Source organism: Pseudomonas lurida (assembly GCF_002563895.1).
Taxonomy (GTDB): Bacteria; Pseudomonadota; Gammaproteobacteria; order Pseudomonadales; family Pseudomonadaceae; genus Aquipseudomonas; species Aquipseudomonas lurida.
This window is the reverse complement of the sequence record NZ_PDJB01000001.1, coordinates 4,436,043-4,453,411: the sequence shown is the minus strand read 5'-3', so window position 1 is coordinate 4,453,411 and position 17,369 is coordinate 4,436,043. Positions and strand designations below refer to the sequence as shown.

Genomic DNA, 17,369 nt, shown 5'->3' with positions numbered 1-17,369 from the left:
AGTCGACGCTTACTTCGGCCCAAGAATCTTCACCAACTTATCCGGCGACGGCGCCCCTTGCTGTTGCTGCAAGCCACCCTTGTCATCCAGATAGAAAATCGCCGGCGTCGCCGACAATTCCAGTTCATCCATCAACTTCATGTTGCTATCAAGCTTGGCCTCGATATCGGCCGGGATCTTGTCCAGTGCCTGCAACTTGCTGCCTTTACCGGCGGCCTCGTGTTCTTCCAGGGCCTTTTGCGGATCCTTGGCAGCGAACAGCGCGGCGGATTTGCCTGGGCTGTCTTCGCGGATGATGCCGACCATGATGTGGCGCAATTGCACCTTGCCGGCCTTCACCCATGGGCGGGCCTGTTCCCAGAACATGTTGCAGTAAGGGCAGTTGGGATCGCTGAACAGGTAGACGATGCGCGGTGCGTTTTTGTCGCCGTCCTGGATCCAGCTGCTTTTTTCCATCTTGGCCCAGACTTCCTTGGCCATGGGGGCGTACACCAGTTTTTCCAGGGGCGCGCTGCTCAGGTCATTGCCCTGGGCGTCGTACAGGTTGCCGGCGATCACGCTTTTGCCGTCGGCGGTCAGGTACAGGGCCATGCCCCGGTTCTGGTACTGGGCGGCGTAGCCGGTAAGGCCGCTGGGGGCATCGAATTTGCCGAGGATCTTGGCACCCTTGGCTTCGATCTGTTTGATCGGTGCCGGCCAGTCCTCGGCCTGGGCCAGGGTGGCGGCAAGCGTCAGCGGCAGCAGGGTCAGCAGGTGGCGGAGGCGGGGCATGTCGGTTTCCTTTCAGGAGCGGTATCGAAGGGTTCCATGGCACGGGCCAGGCTGGCCTGGGACAACTCGCCCAGGTGGCTGTTGATCAGGCGTCCGTCGGCGCGGTAGAACAAGGTGGTCGGCAGGGCCATCGAGCCTACCGCCTGGCCGAGGCGGCCGCTGGCGTCAAATAACACGTTGTCGAGGGTCAGGCCTTGGGTCGCGAGGAAGGTGCTGACACTTTGCATGCTTTCGGCCTGGTTGACGAACAGGAACGTCACATCAGGGCGTTGATGTTGGGCGCGTTCCAGCACCGGCATTTCACGGCGGCATGGCGGGCACCAGGTGGCCCACAGGTTGATCACCAGCGGGCCGCCCTTGTAGTCGGCCAGTTGCACCACTTCGCCATTGGCATTGCGCAGGGTAATCTCTGGCAGTTGCGAGCCTTTGTCATACAGGCTCAGGGAGACGCTGGTCATGCCCCAGAACACCAGGCCGGTGATCACCCCGGCGCTCAGCGGCTTGCGCAGGGCCGGGCGGCGCCAGCCGTAGGCCAATGCGCCGAGGACCAGTGCGATCACGCCAGGCCAGGCGAGGAAGCCGCCGTCGCGCAGATCGACCATTTGCAGCCAGTCGTTGCGGTAATCACTCCAGTACATAAGCACAAAACTGACACGGGCTACCAGCATGCCCAGCAGGAACAGGCTGAACAGCACCGACTCCGGGTTTTCACCGCCACGCTTGGCGACGCGCCAACCCACCAGGGTGGCGAGAATCAGCGCGCTGATCAGCAAAATGTGATTCAGGGCGATGGCGAAGGTGCCAATGGTCAGGGTCAGCATCAGAGGGCGCCCCGGGCTTGCGTCCAGCGTTGCAGGAAGGCGGCGGCATCCACTTCGCCGGTGATGCGTTGGGCGCGGCGTTCTTCACCGTCCGGGCCGATCCACACGAAGCTGGGCGGCCCCGGCACCTTGTAGCGGCCAAGCAGCTCGCGGCTGGCGGCGCTGTCGGCGGTGACGTCCAGGCGCAGCAGGCGTACGTCCTTCAGGGCGTCGAGCACTTCTGGTTTGCCGAACACTTGCTTTTCCATGATCTTGCACGACACGCACCAGTCAGCGTAATAGTCCACCAGCACCCATTGGCCCTGGGCCTTGGCGCTGTCGAGCTGGCTTTGCAGTACCGCTGGGTCGTTGAGGGTCATGAAAGCGTCGTGGGCCGTCGGTGCGGCGGCCCGCGAGCCGCTGTAGACCTTGAGCGGTTGCCACAGGTCATCGCTGCCTCCCGCTGCGCCCACCACCAGCACGGCACCCCACAGGCCCAATACCAGGGCACCGGCGCCAAAGACCTTGGCGGCCAGGCCGTATTCGCGGGCCAGCGTCCAGCCGCAGTAAGCCATCACCAGCGCGAGTGCGCCCCACAGGCCAAGCCACAGGCTTTCATCGACCACCGGACGAATCATCAACACGGCGGTGCCTAGGAACAGGAAGCCGAAGATGCCCTTGAGCACGTTCATCCAGGTGCCCGGTTTTGGCAGGAAGCGGTTGCCCACCGTCACCAGCAGCAACAGCGGAATACCGATGCCGATGCCCATGGCGAACAGGATCAGGCCACCGTGCAGTGCATTGCCGCTCTGGGCGATGTAGAGCAGGGCGCCGGCCAGGGGCGCGGTCATGCACGGGCCCACCAACAGGCCGGACAGTGCCCCGAGAATCCCCGCGCCCACCAAGCTGCCGCCGCGTTGCTGGCGGCTGACGTTGTCCAGGCGGTCGCGCAGGAACGCTGGCAGTTGCAGTTCAAAAAAGCCGAACATCGGCAGGGCGAGGATCACGAACAGCGCGGCGAAGCTGCCCAGGATCCACGGGGTTTGCAGCAGTGCGGCGAGGTTTGCGCCCAGTAGCGCAGCCACCACGCCGAGCGCCGCATACACCAGGGCCATGCACACCACGTAGCTGCCGGCCAGGGCAAAGCCGCGACGCGGGCTGGCGCCACTGCCCACCACCAGGCCGGCGAGTATCGGCAGCATCGGCAACGAACAGGGGGCAAACGCCAGCAACAGGCCCAGGCCGAAGAACAGCAGCAGGCTCCAACCCAGGCTGCGTTGCTGCAAACCGCTGGCCAGGCTCTGGTCCTGGGCTTCGGCGGTCGCGGCGACGGCCGGGTTGCCACCCAGGTCCACTGTGATCGATTGCGGCGGATAGCATAGGCCGGCATCGGCACAGCCTTGCCAGCCCAGCTTGATTTGGCCGGTGGCCCCGGCGGGGATCTTCACTTCCAGGCCCTGGCGGTACACCTCCTGGTCGCCGAAGTACTCATCGCTATGGGCTTCGCCTTGCGGCAGCCCCGGCTTTTCAGCCAGCCCATCGAACTTCATGCGCTGTTTGTACAGGTAATAACCGTCGGCAATCTGCCAGTACAGCTGGGTCTCGCCACTTTCAAGACGTTCGGAGGTAAAGGTGAAGGCTTTGCCCACCGGGAGGAAATCAGGTTTGGTCTCAAACGGGTTGCCCGGCGCGGCCTGGGCGAACCCCGCGAACAACACCAGCAGAAAGATAAACAGATGCCGCATGGTCAAGCCTTAGTTCGATGCAAGTGGGCACACAATGTGTGGCGTTGATTAACCGATGATTAACCGGGGCTATTCTAGAGTCTTAGTGGGCGTCTTTTCACGGCATAATCGGCGCTTAATCCACGACACTTTTAATCACCCCCATCTTTCATGAAGGGTTCAGCATGCACGTATTGGTCTGCGAAGACGACGAACTGATCGCCAGCGGCATTGTGGCCGGCCTTACCGCCCAAGGTTTTACCGTCGAACGCGTGGCCACGGCGGGGGCCGCACGCGCGATGCTCAAGGCGGCCACGTTCGACATCATGGTGCTCGATCTCGGGCTGCCGGATGAAGACGGCCTCAAGCTATTGCAGCAACAGCGCAGCCAGGGCCTCGAAATCCCGGTGCTGATCCTGACCGCGCGGGACTCGGTGACCAACCGCGTCGACGGCCTGCAAGCCGGCGCCGATGACTACTTGCTCAAACCCTTCGACCTGCGCGAACTCGCCGCGCGCCTGCAAACCCTGTTGCGCCGGGTGGCAGGGCGCAGCGTCAACCTGATCGAGCATGGTCGCCTGGCCTATGATCCAAGCAGCCGCGAGACGTTCCTGGGCGGCGAACCCGTCGACTTGTCGCGCCGCGAACAGGCGCTGTTGCAAGCGCTGCTGCATAACAAGGGGCGTGTGCTGTCCAGCGAGCAGCTCAAGGACAGCGTCTACGGTTTCAACGATGAGTTGGAAAGCAATGCCCTCAACGTGCATATCCACCACCTGCGGCGCAAATTGGGCAATGGCATTGTCGAGACCGTGCGCGGCCTTGGGTACCGCCTCGGCCCGGCTGACGGGGGCGAGGACGCCTCGTGAAAAGCCTGCGCCTGCGCCTGACGTTCAAGCTGGGCGCCGCTTTCGTGCTGATCTGGGTCTTGGCGGCTGCCTGGATGCTCAACGATCTGCGCAACCAGATGATGTTCTCCCTCGATCAGCGCCTGGTGGCCTCGGCCCGCATGGTGGCGGGGTTGACCGAGCAGATGCCCGGCCTGGCCAGTGTGAGCGGCGGTGCGCACTTCAGTGCCGAACAATTGCATGTGCCCGGTGGCATGGCCTGTCAGGTCAGTTCCCTGCGCGGGGAAGTCCTGGCGCGCAGCCACACCACGCCGGACGAAGGGCTGGAATCGCGCAAGAGCGGGTTTCGTGACCAGGTCATCGATGGCGTGGGCTGGCGCAGTTTCACCCTGTCCCGCGGCGATCTTTTAATCACCACCGCCGACCGCCAAGTAGAGCGCGAGGCCCTGAACCTGTCGATCTTGCTGGCGGCGTCGGTGCCGGTGGGCGTGGCGATGCTTGGCTGCCTGTGCCTGTTGTGGCTGGGGATTGGCCAGAGCCTGCTGCCGCTCAATCGCATGCGTGACGCCTTGATGCGCCGCAGTGCTGACTCCCTCGAACCGCTGCAGATCCACCCGTTGCCCAGCGAACTCAAGCCCCTGCTCGACACCCAGAACCAACTCTTGCAACGCATTGCCAAGACCATCGAGCGCGAACGCCGCCTTACGGGTGATGCTGCCCACGAACTGCGCAGCCCTCTGACGGCGATCAAGACCCATCTGCAAGTGGCGCGCATGACCGAAGGCGCGGCCCGCGACCAGTCCCTGGCCCACGCCGAGGAGGGCGCCGACCGCCTGCACCGCACCCTGGAGCAATTGCTACTGCTGGCGCGGGTGGAGGGTAACCTGTCGTTCGACGATGGCATGCACTCCAGTGCCGAGGATGTGGCACGGCTGGCGATCCAGGATGCCAATGCCGGTGACAACTCGCGTATCGACCTGATCCTGCCGGACAACCTCTTGGCCACTCCGGTGGAAATGCCAGTGGGCCTGGCGGTCGCAGCGTTGCGCAACCTGCTGGACAACGCCTTGCGCCATACACCGGCCGATACCCGGGTGGAACTCAGTGTATTCACTGCCGCCGATAACGTGGTGTTCCGCGTGCGTGACCACGGCAAGCAGATCAGCGCCGAGGACCTGCAGTACCTGACCCAGCGCTTCTGGCGCAACGGCAACAGCGAAGGCTGCGGCCTCGGCCTGGCAATCGTGCAAGCGATTGTGCAGCGCTGTTCCTGCTCGTTGAAGTTCGACAGCCAGCCAGATGGCCTGCGCGTGGACCTGGGTATGCCGCTGCGGCGCTGATTACTTTCCTTTCAAGTGCCAAATAGTTACCGCCCTCCTGAAGTTCAAGGCTTCAGGATGGCGGTAATTTTTTTGCGCTTGAACGGGCTGAACGACTCGGCCTGTATTGAAAAGGACGGTTCTTATGTTGGTCATCGATACCAGTTTTCCTGCCCAAGGCTTCAATGAACGTGACGGCGAGCCGGTGCGGCAGGTGATCCTGCATTACACGGCGGCACCGTTCGGCTCCTCCCTGCGCACCCTGACGCAGGATGGGGTCAGTGCGCACTATCTGCTGCCCGACCCCGACGACCCCAGCTACAGCGCTGCCGGCTATGAAGAGTTGCGGGTCTTTCGATTGGTGGAGGAGGACAAGCGCGCCTGGCATGCCGGGGGGAGCCATTGGGCGGGGCGCGGTAACCTTAACAGTCGCTCGATCGGCGTCGAGCTCGTCAACCTGGCGCGGGACGACGGCGGCGTGTTCACGTTTCCTGCCTACGCGGAGGAACAAATAGAGGTGTTGATTGCGCTGGTTCGCGACGTTCTTGGGCGTTATCCACAGATCGGGCCTACCGACATCCTCGGACACTCGGACGTGGCGTACGGGCGCAAGAGCGATCCAGGGCCCCGGCTGCCGTGGCAGTGTCTGCATGAAGCGGGGGTAGGGGCCTGGTTTGATGAGGCAACGCAGGCAATGTATCAGCGTCGGTTCTGTGTCGGGTTGCCGCCGGAGGTCGAGGTGGAGCGGGCGTTTCAGCGTTACGGGTATGCGCCGGCGAAGAACCGGCAAGCCTTTGAACAGAGAACGCGGGCGTTCCAGATGCACTTTCGGTCGCGGGATTATTGCGGGTTTCTGGATGCGGAGACCTGCGCGATTTTATATGCGCTGAATGAAAAATACCTTGGGTTATAAAACCGAGTGCGATTCCAAATGTGGGAGCGGGCTTGGGGCTTCATCCATCAGTTAAAGATCGGTGGTCACTAAATCCCTCCCGTGCTGGTGCGTTTCCAGAACAGGAAATCCGTGCGCATGCCCCTTGGGCCAGACGCCAGCGGATCGGCAGTTTGGTCACCATCATCAGCGTATTGAGGGATCGAGAAATGTCAGTCGCTACCACCCGTATCGAAGACGCCCAGGTGCATGAAACGCTCTACCAGTTCGACGAAACCCCGTTGCTCGCCCGCCAGCGCCAGCAAGAGTCCAACGCCCGTAGCTACCCCCGACGCATTCCCCTGGCGCTCAAGCGCGCCAAGGGCATTTACGTGGAAGACGTGGAGGGCCGCAGTTTTATCGACTGCCTGGCCGGCGCCGGCACCCTCGCGTTGGGGCACAATCACCCGGTGGTGATTGAGGCCATCCAGCAGGTGCTGGCCGATGAACTGCCACTGCACACATTGGACCTGACTACTCCGGTCAAGGACCAGTTCGTGCAGGACTTGTTCGGGCTGTTGCCGCCGACGCTGGCACGGGAAGCAAAAATCCAGTTCTGCGGACCCACTGGCACGGATGCGGTGGAAGCCGCGTTGAAGCTGGTGCGTACCGCCACCGGGCGTAGCACGGTGCTGTCATTCCAGGGCGGTTACCACGGTATGAGCCAGGGTGCCTTGAGCCTGATGGGCAGCCTGGGGCCGAAGAAACCCTTGGGGGCGTTGCTTGGCAATGGCGTGCAATTCTTGCCCTACCCCTACGATTACCGTTGCCCGTTCGGCCTGGGCGGCACAGAAGGGGTGCGGGTCAACCTGCATTACCTGGAAAACCTGCTGAACGACCCGGAGGCCGGCGTATTGCTGCCGGCGGCGGTCATTGTCGAGGTGGTGCAGGGCGAGGGCGGTGTGATTCCGGCTGACCTCGACTGGCTGCGTGGCCTGCGACGCATCACCGAACAAGCGGGTGTGGCGTTGATCGTCGATGAAATCCAGAGCGGATTTGGCCGCACCGGCAAGATGTTTGCCTTCGAACATGCCGGCATTATCCCGGATGTGGTGGTGATGTCCAAGGCCATCGGCGGCAGCCTGCCGCTGGCAGTGGTGGTGTATCGCGACTGGCTCGACACCTGGCTGCCGGGTGCGCATGCCGGGACCTTCCGTGGCAACCAGATGGCGATGGCGGCGGGTTCGGCGGTGATGCGCTACCTGAAGGACCACGACCTTGCCGGCCACGCGGCCGCCATGGGCGAGCGCCTGGGTGAACACCTGCGCATCCTGCAGCGCGATTTCCCGCACCTGGGCGATATTCGCGGCCGTGGGCTGATGCTTGGCGTGGAGCTGGTAGACCCAAGTGGCATCCCAGACATCCAGGGCCATCCACCGGTGCATCGTCAGTTGGCGCCGCTGGTGCAGCGCGAATGCCTCAAGCGCGGCCTGATCCTGGAGCTGGGTGGTCGGCACGGCAGTGTCGTGCGTTTCCTGCCGCCGCTGGTGATCACCGCCGCCGAAGTGGACCGCGTGGCGGACATCTTCGGACGCGCGTTGGCTGCGGCGGTGGCCAGCCTCTAATTTTTTCGCAGCTTGGTACGTTTCTACAGATATCAGTGCTGCGCGCGGTGCGCAGCCAGCCTTTTAGCGATGGAGAACAGCAATGACCTCAGTATTTGACCGCGACGACATCCTGTTTCAGGTAGTGGTCAACCATGAAGAACAGTATTCCATCTGGCCTGACTACAAGGCTGTACCGGAAGGCTGGCGCACCGTGGGCAAGAGTGGCATGAAGAAAGAGTGCCTGGCCTACATCGAGGAAGTGTGGACCGATATGCGTCCGTTGAGCTTACGCCAGAAGATGGACGGTACAGCGCTGACCAACTGATTCTTCCCCACCCCTGTAGGCGCCGGCTCAAGGACGCCATCGCCGCGCAGCGACGATTCCACAAGCCGGCGCCGACTGTTCAGGTAGTCTTTTCTTTCTCCAGCCCGCCCGAAGCCCCTGTCACCACCTGCACACTCAAGCGCGGCGTCGCCAGGTCCAGCCCGGCTTCATCCAGGTGACGCTTGAGCGACAGGTTGAACGCCCGCGACACTTCCCACTGCTTGATCGGCGCCGTCTTGAACCGCGCCCTTAGAATTGCGCTGCCCGATTCGAAACTTTCGACACCCTGGATTTCCAATGGCGACCAGATATTGCGGCGTTGCAGGGGGTCATTGCGCATTTTCTGGCCGACATCGCGCATCAGCTTGATGGCGTCGTCGATTTCCATGTTGTAGGGGATCGCCACCCGGAAGATCGCGTAGCCGAACTCCCGCGAGTAGTTCTTGATGCTCTTGATCTCGCTGAACGGGATGGTGTGCACGATGCCGTCGATGTCGCGCAGGCGCACCGTGCGGATGGTCAGGCCCTCCACGGTCCCCAGGTGGCCGCCGACATCCACGTAGTCGTCGATGGCCAGCGAGTCTTCGATGATGATGAACAGGCCGGTGATCAGATCCGCCACCAGGGATTGCGCGCCAAAACCGATGGCCAGGCCGATCACGCCGGCACCCGCCAGCAGCGGCGTGACGTTCATGCCCATGTTCGCCAGGGCGACAATCGCGGCGATGATAAAGATAGTCACGAATAGCACGTTGCGGATCAACGGCATCATGGTCTGCGCCCGCGCATTGGCCAGGCCTTTGCGCGAGCGGGTGAGGGCGTGATGGATCGCGGTGTCGCTGAGAATCCAGATCAGCCAGGCAAACAACAAGGTACCGGCCAGGCCGAATAACTTGACGCTGACTTCATGGCCATCGCCTTCGGTAAAGCGGATCAACGACAGGCCCCACACCCGCAGGCCCAACTCGATGAACACCAGCCATACCACCAGGTGGGCCAGGGTGTAGACGAAGCTCTTCAGGCGTTCGGAGTACAGCGCGTGGCGCTTGTGCCCGCGCTGCGGCTTGAGGGCGTGGCGGCGCACCAGGCCATTGATCACCATGCACAGCACCAGCAGCACCGTACACAGCAGCGACTGGCGCAAGGCCGTGCTGGTATCGCCGGCAGAGACGAAGGTGGCGAACAGCGAGATACCCACCAACAACAAGGCCGGGATGTACCAAAAGGAGCCGATGATTTCGATGGTGTCACTGAGGGCACGGCGGGTCAGGCGGCGGGACAGTGGCTGGTTGCGAATCAGGTGGGCGATGGGCCGGCGGAAACGCAGGATAAACACACCGGTCGACAGCGCCGCCATCACATTGGCAACCGTCGCAGCGGTATGGGACAAATGCTGGCCCAGCGCCTGGACCAGCCGTGGGTCGCTCAGGGCTTCACCGAAGGCGGCAAAACTGCCAATCCACCACAGTGGGCGGAAAGCCTGGTGGCGCAGGATATAGAGCGCGCGATGGCGATGGGGGCCGTCGAGTACGGAAAAGGCAATCACGCAGATCGCAGAGAAGCAGGTGCCCACCACTAGCGCGTAGGCCAATACCATCGCCAGGGATTTGCCCAAAGACGAGGGCAGGGCGTAGCTCAGGTAGACCGTGATCACCAATGCGATCAGCCACGGGCCCAGTTTGCGCAGGGCAAAGCGCACCATGTCCCAGGTGCGTGGGTGTTGCGGCAGTTCTTCGGGCAGGCCGAAGCGTTCACGTACGCGGTGGCTAAGCCAGATCAGTGCGGCGGCGAGCAGGCTCCATACCGCAAGGATCAAGGCAAAACCGAAAATGATCGGCAGCCATTCGTTGGCCGGCAGCATCAGTGCACTGAGCTCTTCCTTGGCCAGGTCGACTTCGTTGGACCAGCGCCCCAACGGGCTGTCGGCGCCGGAGAACTGCGCTTCCAGGTTGGCCAGGGTGCCGCCGATCAGCCCCAGCACACCTTCTTCGGCGGCCGGTTGGGCTTTTTTCGTGGCCTCACGGAGTTTTTTCAGGTCGCTCAGCAGCTGGGTGCGCTGCTGGTCGTTCTCGAGGGTCTTGATCACCTCGTCCAACGACTGCCCCAGGGGCACTTCAGCCTGGGGTTGGGTCTTGTTGGTACTGCCCAACAAGCCGGGCAAGCCCACGGCTTGGGCAGGCGTGAGCGGCAGCAGCGTCATCAGGGCGATCAAACAGTAGCAGGGCAGGGCAAACAGACGGGAAAGCACGAGGCGGTCAACCTTGGAAACGACGAATTGACCGAGTGTACGAGTGCAATCGTCATTCGGCCAGTTTGGCGAGGATCTTGTACACCACGGTGCCCAGGATCAACAGCATGCCGATCCACATGCCAAACACGCCGAGGGGCTTGTCACGGAAGTTGAAGCCTACAGCCAACATGATCATACCGATCAGAATCGGGATAAGCATGGCATGGAAGGAGGACATGGAGATCATGGTGCGACGGCCTTGTCGGAGTGGGAATACTGACAAGTCTAGGTCGGATTACGGGAAATGGGATTGATGTGGGTCAGATACCGATGTGAGTGTTCTTAATCGTCATTGCGGGCAAGCTCGCTCCCACGGTTGGAAGGTACTTCCCCTGTGGAAGCGGGCTTGCCCGCAATGGCCGCACCTCGGTCTCAAGGCAAGTCGTGGCTCGCGTAAAACGCACCCAGCACCTTCACCAGGTGCGCCAGGTCATGGCTGCCGCACAGCTCGCGAATGGAGTGCATGGCAAACGTCGGCAAGCCGATGTCCACGGTCCGCACGCCCAGGTGGCTGGCGGTGATCGGGCCGATGGTGGAGCCGCAACCCATGTCGCTGCGCACCACGAAGCTCTGCACCGGCACTTCCTGGGCCATGCACAGGTGGCGGAAGAACCCGGCGGTTTCGCTGTTGGTGGCGTAGCGCTGGTTGCTGTTGACCTTGATCACCGGGCCGGCGTTGAGCTTGGGGCCGTGGTTGGCGTCGTGCTTCTCGGCGTAGTTCGGGTGCACGCCGTGGGCGTTGTCTGCAGACACCAGCAGGGATTTCTGAATGGTACGTACGAACTCATCACCTTCCGGCAGCAGGCGACGCAGGGTCTGTTCGAGCATCGGGCCATCGGCGCCGCACGCCGAGCACGAGCCGACTTCTTCATGGTCGTTGCACACCAGCACGCAGGTTTCTTCGCTGTCGCTGGTGAGCAGGGCCTGCAGGCCGGCGTAGCACGACAGCAGGTTGTCCAGGCGCGCGCCGGCGATGAAGTCACCGTTCAGGCCGATCACCGCAGCGCTTTGCGTGTCGTAGAAACTCAACTCGTAGTCGAGTACGACGTCGGCATTCAGCCCATGCTCGCGAGCCAGCTGCTCGGTGAGCACGGCGCGGAAGTCCACGCGCTCATCACCGGCAAATTGCGCGAGGATCGGCGGCAGCTCGGTCTGGGCATTGATCGCCCAACCCTGATTGGCTTCACGGTTCAGGTGAATGGCCAGGTTGGGGATGATGGCAATCGGCAGCTTGAAGTCGATCAACTGGCTTTCGACCTTGCCATCGCGGCGGAAGGTGACGCGGCCGGCCAGGGACAGGTCGCGGTCGAACCAGGGCGCCAGCAGCGCACCGCCGTAGACTTCGACGCCCAACTGCCAGAAACCTTGGCGCTGCAGCTCCGGCTGCGGCTTGACCCGCAGGCACGGACTGTCGGTGTGGGCGCCGACCAGGCGGATGCCGCCCTGCAGCGGCGAGTGGCGGCCGAGCTTGAAGGCGATGATCGAGGAGTCGTTGCGGGTCACGTAGTAGCGCCCGTTGGCTTCGGTGTTCCAGGTTTCGCGCTCGTCGAGGCGCTGGTAGCCGGCCGCTTCCAGGCGCAGGGCCAGGGCCGCGGTGGCATGAAAAGGAGTAGGGGAGGCCTTGAGGAAGTCGATCAGGCCTTGATTCAACGCTTCGCGCATAAATAGCTCCAGACAGCAATGCGCGGAGTTTACCGTATTGGTTTCACTCGGTGTCTAGAACTGACGCAGAACTCACTGTGGGAGCGGGCTTGCTCGCGAAGGCGGTGCGTCAGTCACTCAATAGGCTGACTGATCCACCGCCTTCGCGAGCAAGCCCGCTCCCACATTTTGATCGTATTGCCAATTTTAGAACGGGGCGGGGCACTCGAAGCGCAAGCGCTCGCCGGTTTGCGGATGGGTGAAGCTCAGCATGCTCGCGTGCAGGCACAGGCGTGGCCAGGCGGCCAGGGCCTGTTCATGGGCGTACAGGCCGTCACCCAGCAGCGGGTGGCCGATGGACAGCATGTGCACACGCAACTGGTGCGAGCGCCCGGTGATCGGCGTCAGCTCGACGCGGCACCAGTCGCCGCAGCGTTCCAGCACTTTCCAGAAGGTCAGCGCGTGCTTGCCGAATTCATGATCGACCACGTGGCGTGGCTTGGTTGGCGGGTCATAGCGCAGAGGCAGGTCGATGCTGCCGCTGTCCAGTTCCGGTTGACCCCAGGCCAAGGCGGTGTAGGCCTTTTCGGTTTCTCGGTCGTGAAATTGGCGGGACAGTTCGCGGTGGGTGTCGGCGTCCCGGGCCAGCAGGATGATCCCCGAGGTTTCCCAGTCCAGGCGATGCACGATACGGGCTTCGGGGTAGCCGTTTTCCTGCAGGCGGGTGATCAGGCAGTCTTTGTTGTCGTCGGCGCGGCCAGGCACCGAGAGCAGCAGGGTGGGCTTGTTCACCACCAGGACGGCGTCGTCCTGATGAAGGATGTGGATAGTGGACAACGGCATTAAACAGCCTCGTAACAAACGCCAACGGCGGCTCGCCCACCCAATGCCCAAAAAGGCATCAGGGTGAACGAGCCGCCGTGGCAGCCGCCTTTTCGATCAACGATCAGGCAGGGTGATATTGAGTTCCAGAATCGAGCAGCTGCCGTCATTTTCCAGGGCGACATGCACGTCATCGTTGCCGATATTGACGTACTTGCGGATCACCTCGACCAGTTCCTTCTGCAAGGCTGGCAGGTAGTCCGGCGTGCTGCGTTGGCCGCGTTCGTGCGCCACGATGATCTGTAGACGCTCTTTCGCTACCGACGCGGTACTTGGCTTTTTGTTGGCGCGAAAGAAGTCGAGAAATTTCATTGTTTAGTTGCCTCCAAAGATACGCTCGAAGAATCCCTTCTTCTTAACATCGAGGAAGCGATGTTCCACGGTCTTGCCCAGCAAGCGATCGACTGCATCGCTGTACGCCTGGCCGGCGTCGCTCTGGTCGTCAAGAATCACCGGAACACCCTGGTTGGAAGCCTTCAGGACGGCCTGGGATTCTGGAATAACACCCAGCAGGGTCACTGCGAGGATTTCCTTCACGTCTTCAACGCCGAGCATTTCGCCATTGCTGACGCGCTCAGGGTTGTAGCGGGTGAGCAACAGGTGCTCCTTGATCGGGTCCTGGCCTTCTTCGGCGCGCTTGGATTTGCTGGCGAGCAGGCCGAGCATGCGGTCGGAGTCGCGGACGGAAGAGACTTCCGGGTTGGTCACCACGATGGCTTCATCGGCGAAGTACATCGCCAGGTGAGCACCCGTCTCGATACCAGCCGGGGAGTCGCAGACCACGTATTCGAAGGTTTCCTTCAGCTCGGCGAGGACTTTGCCTACGCCTTCCTTGGTCAGCGCGTCTTTGTCGCGGGTCTGGCTGGCAGCCAGTACGTACAGGTTCTCAAGGCGCTTGTCCTTGATCAGGGCCTGTTGCAGGTTGGCTTCACCGTTGACCACGTTGACGAAGTCATACACCACGCGGCGTTCGCAGCCCATGATCAGGTCGAGGTTACGCAAGCCGACGTCGAAGTCGACGATAACTGTCTTGTGGCCGCGCAGAGCGAGACCGGTACCGATAGCGGCGCTGGTGGTGGTCTTACCCACACCACCCTTGCCGGATGTAACCACGAGAATCTTGGCCAAGGTGTTTCACCCCTAAGGAAAAAGGACTTTCGGTCCCTGAAAAACATCTCTTGGAACTCGCTGCAGGCGGACAGCCTTTGTAGGAAAAAGATGGGGTTTCCCAGGGAGAAACGCCACTTCCAATTATTCCTACGCAAGTCTTGCCGGTTTCGCTGTGCTATCAGAGTCTAGAGATGCTTGGAAAATGCGGCAGTATCCGTTAAAGACGGATGATGTTCAACACATCGCCCGACAGGTTGACCTGCACCGAAGCCCCCCACAGCGGATCACGGCGCAAATCTTCTGAAACCTTGTACTGGCCTGCGATGGACACTAGCTCAGCGGTCAACTGCTGGCAAAAAATACGGGCCTTGGTATCACCCTTGATGCCGGCGAGGGCACGTCCGCGCATCGGGCCGTATACATGGATGTTGCCATCGGCGAGAAGTTCCGCCCCCGGACTGACCGAGGAGATCACCACAAGGTCGCCACCCTGGGCGTAAATCTGCTGTCCGCCGCGTACGGGCGAGGTGATGATCTTTGTAGGCTTGATCGCAGGCTCGGGCGGTTTTTCCGGTTTTTTCTTCTCTTCACCGACCAATGGTTCCAGCGGACGCTCGCGCGCGCCGGACGGTGGCAGTACTGGCAGTTCAATGGCGATGGCGGCGGCGATGTCTTCAATACGGCTGGCGCGAATCGCCAGGGTGCGCAGGCCATGGGAGCGGCAGACGCGCATCAGGCCGGGCAGGTCGATGCTGCCCTGGCCAGCGGGCAGTTTGTCCAGGGCCAGCACCAGCGGGGCATTGTTGAAGAAATTCGGCGCCAGGGCGACCTTGGCGGCGAGCTGGCGGTCCAGGGCGTCGAGGTCGTTGCGGGCGAGTTCCAGCACGGTGATGGCGAGCATGCTGCCTTTCAGCTGGAACACGGGATCTTGGTCTAGCGGTTCGGTTTGGCTCATGGTCGGCAAAAGCGGCTTGTCACGAAAAGTGTCGAGACTTATAACGAGAACACTCACGGGCCGCAAGCCGAGTCGAACCGTTGTAGAATGCGCGGCCCTTGTCTTTACCGGAATCTGTAATGGATCGCCCGCGTTTTCGAGCTGTATTTTTTCACCCGCGCTTTTGGCTGTTATGGCTGGGACTCGGCCTGCTATGGCTGGTCACCCAACTGCCGTACCGTGCACTGCTGACCATTGGTCGCCTGCTGGGTGCGGGTATGTACCGTGTGGCCGGCGAACGTCGCCGCATCGCCGCGCGAAACCTGGAACTGTGCTTCCCGGAAAAATCTGCCAAAGAGCGTAAGCACCTGCTCAAGGAAAACTTTGCCTCCACCGGCATCGCGTTCTTTGAAATGGCCATGAGCTGGTGGTGGTCGCGCCAGCGCCTTGCACGCCTGGCCCACGTCGAAGGCCTGGAACACCTCAAGCAGGCCCAGTTGGATGGCAAGGGCGTGATCCTCATGGCCCTGCACTTCACCACCCTGGAAATCGGCGCAGCGCTGCTGGGGCAGAAGCACACCATTGATGGCATGTACCGCGAGCACGGCAACCCGCTGTTCGACTACATCCAGCGCCGTGGCCGTGAACGTCATAACCTCGATTCGCTCGCCGTGGAGCGCGAAGACGTGCGCGGCATGCTCAAGCTGCTGCGCGCCGGTCGCGCCATCTGGTATGCACCGGACCAGGATTACGGCGCCAAGCAAAGTATCTTCGTGCCGCTGTTCGGCATCCAGGCTGCCACTGTGACCGCGACCAGCAAGTTCGCCCGCCTGGGCAAGGCGCTGGTGGTGCCGTTCACCCAAGAGCGCCTGGCTGATGGCAGTGGCTACCGCCTGGTGATCCACCCGCCCTTGACCGACTTCCCCGGTGAAAGCGATGAAGTCGACTGCCTGCGCATCAACCAGTGGGTCGAAGCGTCAGTACGTGAATGCCCCGAGCAATACCTGTGGACCCATCGCCGCTTCAAGAGCCGGCCACCGGGTGAAGCTAAGCTGTACGAAAAACGCCGCTGACAATACCGACTTTCCCCACATGGAGTGACGCAATGCGCCCAGCTGAACCGGTTACAGGCTTGATTCTTTCCGGTGGCGGGGCGCGAGCGGCGTATCAGGTAGGGGTATTGGCGGCGATTGCCGAGCTGTTGCCGCCAGGGGCGCCCAATCCGTTTCCCGTGATCGTCGGCACGTCGGCCGGCGCGATCAACGCCGTGACCCTGGCCAGTGGCGCGATGGATTTCACGGCGGCCATCCAACGCCTCACCGCCTTCTGGCAGGGCTTTCGCAGCCACTTGGTGTTGCGCAGCGATTGGCCCGGGGTGATTCGCCAGGCCGGCCGCTTTCTCATCCACAGCCTGCTGGGCCTCGGCGCCCAAGTGCCGGTGGCACTGCTGAACAGCTCGCCGCTGCGCGAGTTGCTGCAGGAGCGCTTGAACCTGGACGGCATTGACGAAGCCATCCGTCAAAAGCACTTGCACGCCGTCGCAGTCACGGCCTTTGGCTATGAGTCCGGGCAGGCGGTGACCTTCTACCAGGGCGGCGGCACCATCGACGCCTGGTTGCGCCATCGTCGCATCGGCGTTCCGACCCAACTGACGGTTGAACACCTGCTGGCCAGTTCGGCGATCCCCTTGCTGTTTGCCCCGGTGAAGCTCGACCAAGAGTATTTCGGCGATGGTGCCGTACGGCAGTCGGCGCCGATCAGCCCGGCCTTGCACCTGGGGGCCAGCCGGGTGCTGGTGGTCGGTGTCAGCGGCAACCCGCGGGGTAACGAACCGGCGACGCAGCGCACTTATACCGGCCAGCAGCCAACCCTGGCGCAGATCGGTGGGCACATGCTCAACAGCACGTTCATTGACAGCCTTGAAGGCGATATCGAATTGCTGGAGCGCTTGAACCAGTTCAGCCATGCCGCGCCTGGGGTGGCGGCGGTGGAGGTGCTGGTGATTGCGCCGAGCCAACCCATCGACGAAATCGCGGCGCGGCATCGGCAGGAATTGCCAGCGGCATTGCGTTTGTTCTTGAGGGGGCCGGGGGCGACCAAGACGAGCGGGGCGGGGGTGCTGAGTTACTTGTTGTTCGAGGCGGGGTATTGCAGCGAATTGATCGAGCTGGGGCGCAAAGATGCGCTGGCCAAGCGTGAGGAATTATCGAGGTTCCTTGGATTGACGCCGAACTGAATGTGGAAGCGAGC

The 17,369-nt window shown here is 62.2% G+C and carries 17 protein-coding genes; 7 read left to right on the top strand and 10 right to left on the bottom strand.

Features of this window, described 5'->3' with window-relative positions:
* Positions 1-9: 9 nt before the first annotated feature.
* Genes dsbG through dsbD form a run of 3 tightly spaced genes read right to left on the bottom strand, consistent with a single transcriptional unit; the run spans position 10 to position 3,316 of the window.
* Entirely contained in the window at positions 10-771 is a 762-nt protein-coding gene (gene dsbG, locus ATH90_RS20125) for a thiol:disulfide interchange protein DsbG (protein WP_034107872.1), read from the bottom strand.
* Positions 747-1,592, bottom strand: a complete 846-nt coding sequence (locus ATH90_RS20120) for a prolipoprotein diacylglyceryl transferase family protein (RefSeq protein WP_034107870.1) — start codon at positions 1,590-1,592, stop codon at positions 747-749. Before ATH90_RS20120 ends, dsbG begins: the two co-directional genes overlap by 25 nt.
* Entirely contained in the window at positions 1,592-3,316 is a 1,725-nt protein-coding gene (dsbD, locus tag ATH90_RS20115; RefSeq protein WP_069077915.1) for a protein-disulfide reductase DsbD, read from the bottom strand. The genes ATH90_RS20120 and dsbD overlap by 1 nt, the downstream gene beginning before the upstream one ends.
* 164 nt (positions 3,317-3,480) lie before the next feature.
* Here dsbD and ATH90_RS20110 point away from each other — a divergent pair, with 164 nt between their 5' ends.
* From ATH90_RS20110 to ATH90_RS20090, 5 genes are all read left to right on the top strand, one after another.
* Positions 3,481-4,161: a response regulator gene (locus tag ATH90_RS20110; RefSeq protein ID WP_034107867.1), complete on the top strand. Its 681-nt coding sequence runs from the start codon at positions 3,481-3,483 to the stop codon at positions 4,159-4,161.
* A complete protein-coding gene (locus ATH90_RS20105; protein WP_034107866.1) occupies positions 4,158-5,480 on the top strand; it encodes an ATP-binding protein in 1,323 nt (440 codons plus the stop codon). The genes ATH90_RS20110 and ATH90_RS20105 overlap by 4 nt, the downstream gene beginning before the upstream one ends.
* Positions 5,481-5,604: 124 nt before the next feature.
* Complete coding sequence (locus tag ATH90_RS20100) at positions 5,605-6,372, top strand: N-acetylmuramoyl-L-alanine amidase (RefSeq protein ID WP_098467154.1); 768 nt, start codon at positions 5,605-5,607, stop codon at positions 6,370-6,372.
* Positions 6,373-6,560: 188 nt separating this feature from the next.
* Entirely contained in the window at positions 6,561-7,955 is a 1,395-nt protein-coding gene (locus ATH90_RS20095) for an aspartate aminotransferase family protein (RefSeq protein WP_098467153.1), read from the top strand.
* Between the two features lie 82 nt (positions 7,956-8,037).
* Positions 8,038-8,262 (top strand): MbtH family protein, encoded by a 225-nt coding sequence (locus ATH90_RS20090; RefSeq protein ID WP_034107860.1) that lies wholly within the window; start codon positions 8,038-8,040, stop codon positions 8,260-8,262.
* 79 nt (positions 8,263-8,341) lie between these two features.
* On the opposite strand, the gene ATH90_RS20085 is transcribed toward ATH90_RS20090, so the two are convergent.
* The 7 genes from ATH90_RS20085 to minC form a co-directional block, all read right to left on the bottom strand.
* Complete coding sequence (locus ATH90_RS20085; RefSeq protein WP_098467152.1) at positions 8,342-10,510, bottom strand: mechanosensitive ion channel family protein; 2,169 nt, start codon at positions 10,508-10,510, stop codon at positions 8,342-8,344.
* Positions 10,511-10,562: 52 nt separating this feature from the next.
* On the bottom strand, positions 10,563-10,739 hold the full coding sequence (locus tag ATH90_RS29425; RefSeq protein WP_010208820.1) for a hypothetical protein: 177 nt from the start codon (positions 10,737-10,739) through the stop codon (positions 10,563-10,565).
* A gap of 185 nt (positions 10,740-10,924) precedes the next feature.
* Positions 10,925-12,214: a M18 family aminopeptidase gene (locus ATH90_RS20080; protein ID WP_034107856.1), complete on the bottom strand. Its 1,290-nt coding sequence runs from the start codon at positions 12,212-12,214 to the stop codon at positions 10,925-10,927.
* A gap of 186 nt (positions 12,215-12,400) precedes the next feature.
* Positions 12,401-13,036, bottom strand: coding sequence for an RluA family pseudouridine synthase (locus tag ATH90_RS20075; RefSeq protein ID WP_034107854.1), 636 nt, complete (start codon positions 13,034-13,036; stop codon positions 12,401-12,403).
* A gap of 96 nt (positions 13,037-13,132) precedes the next feature.
* The gene (gene minE, locus ATH90_RS20070) at positions 13,133-13,387 is read right to left on the bottom strand and encodes a cell division topological specificity factor MinE (RefSeq protein WP_003175252.1); all 255 of its coding nucleotides are present in this window, start codon (positions 13,385-13,387) and stop codon (positions 13,133-13,135) included.
* A 3-nt stretch (positions 13,388-13,390) separates the two neighbouring features.
* Positions 13,391-14,203: a septum site-determining protein MinD gene (minD, locus tag ATH90_RS20065; RefSeq protein ID WP_003175251.1), complete on the bottom strand. Its 813-nt coding sequence runs from the start codon at positions 14,201-14,203 to the stop codon at positions 13,391-13,393.
* Between the two features lie 199 nt (positions 14,204-14,402).
* Positions 14,403-15,140 (bottom strand): septum site-determining protein MinC, encoded by a 738-nt coding sequence (gene minC / locus ATH90_RS20060; protein ID WP_033900844.1) that lies wholly within the window; start codon positions 15,138-15,140, stop codon positions 14,403-14,405.
* Positions 15,141-15,259: 119 nt separating this feature from the next.
* Between minC and ATH90_RS20055 the strand changes: the two genes are divergently transcribed.
* Positions 15,260-16,192, top strand: coding sequence for a lipid A biosynthesis lauroyl acyltransferase (locus tag ATH90_RS20055; RefSeq protein WP_034107850.1), 933 nt, complete (start codon positions 15,260-15,262; stop codon positions 16,190-16,192).
* Positions 16,193-16,224: 32 nt separating this feature from the next.
* A complete protein-coding gene (locus ATH90_RS20050) occupies positions 16,225-17,355 on the top strand; it encodes a patatin-like phospholipase family protein (RefSeq protein ID WP_034107848.1) in 1,131 nt (376 codons plus the stop codon).
* Positions 17,356-17,369 lie beyond the last annotated feature (14 nt).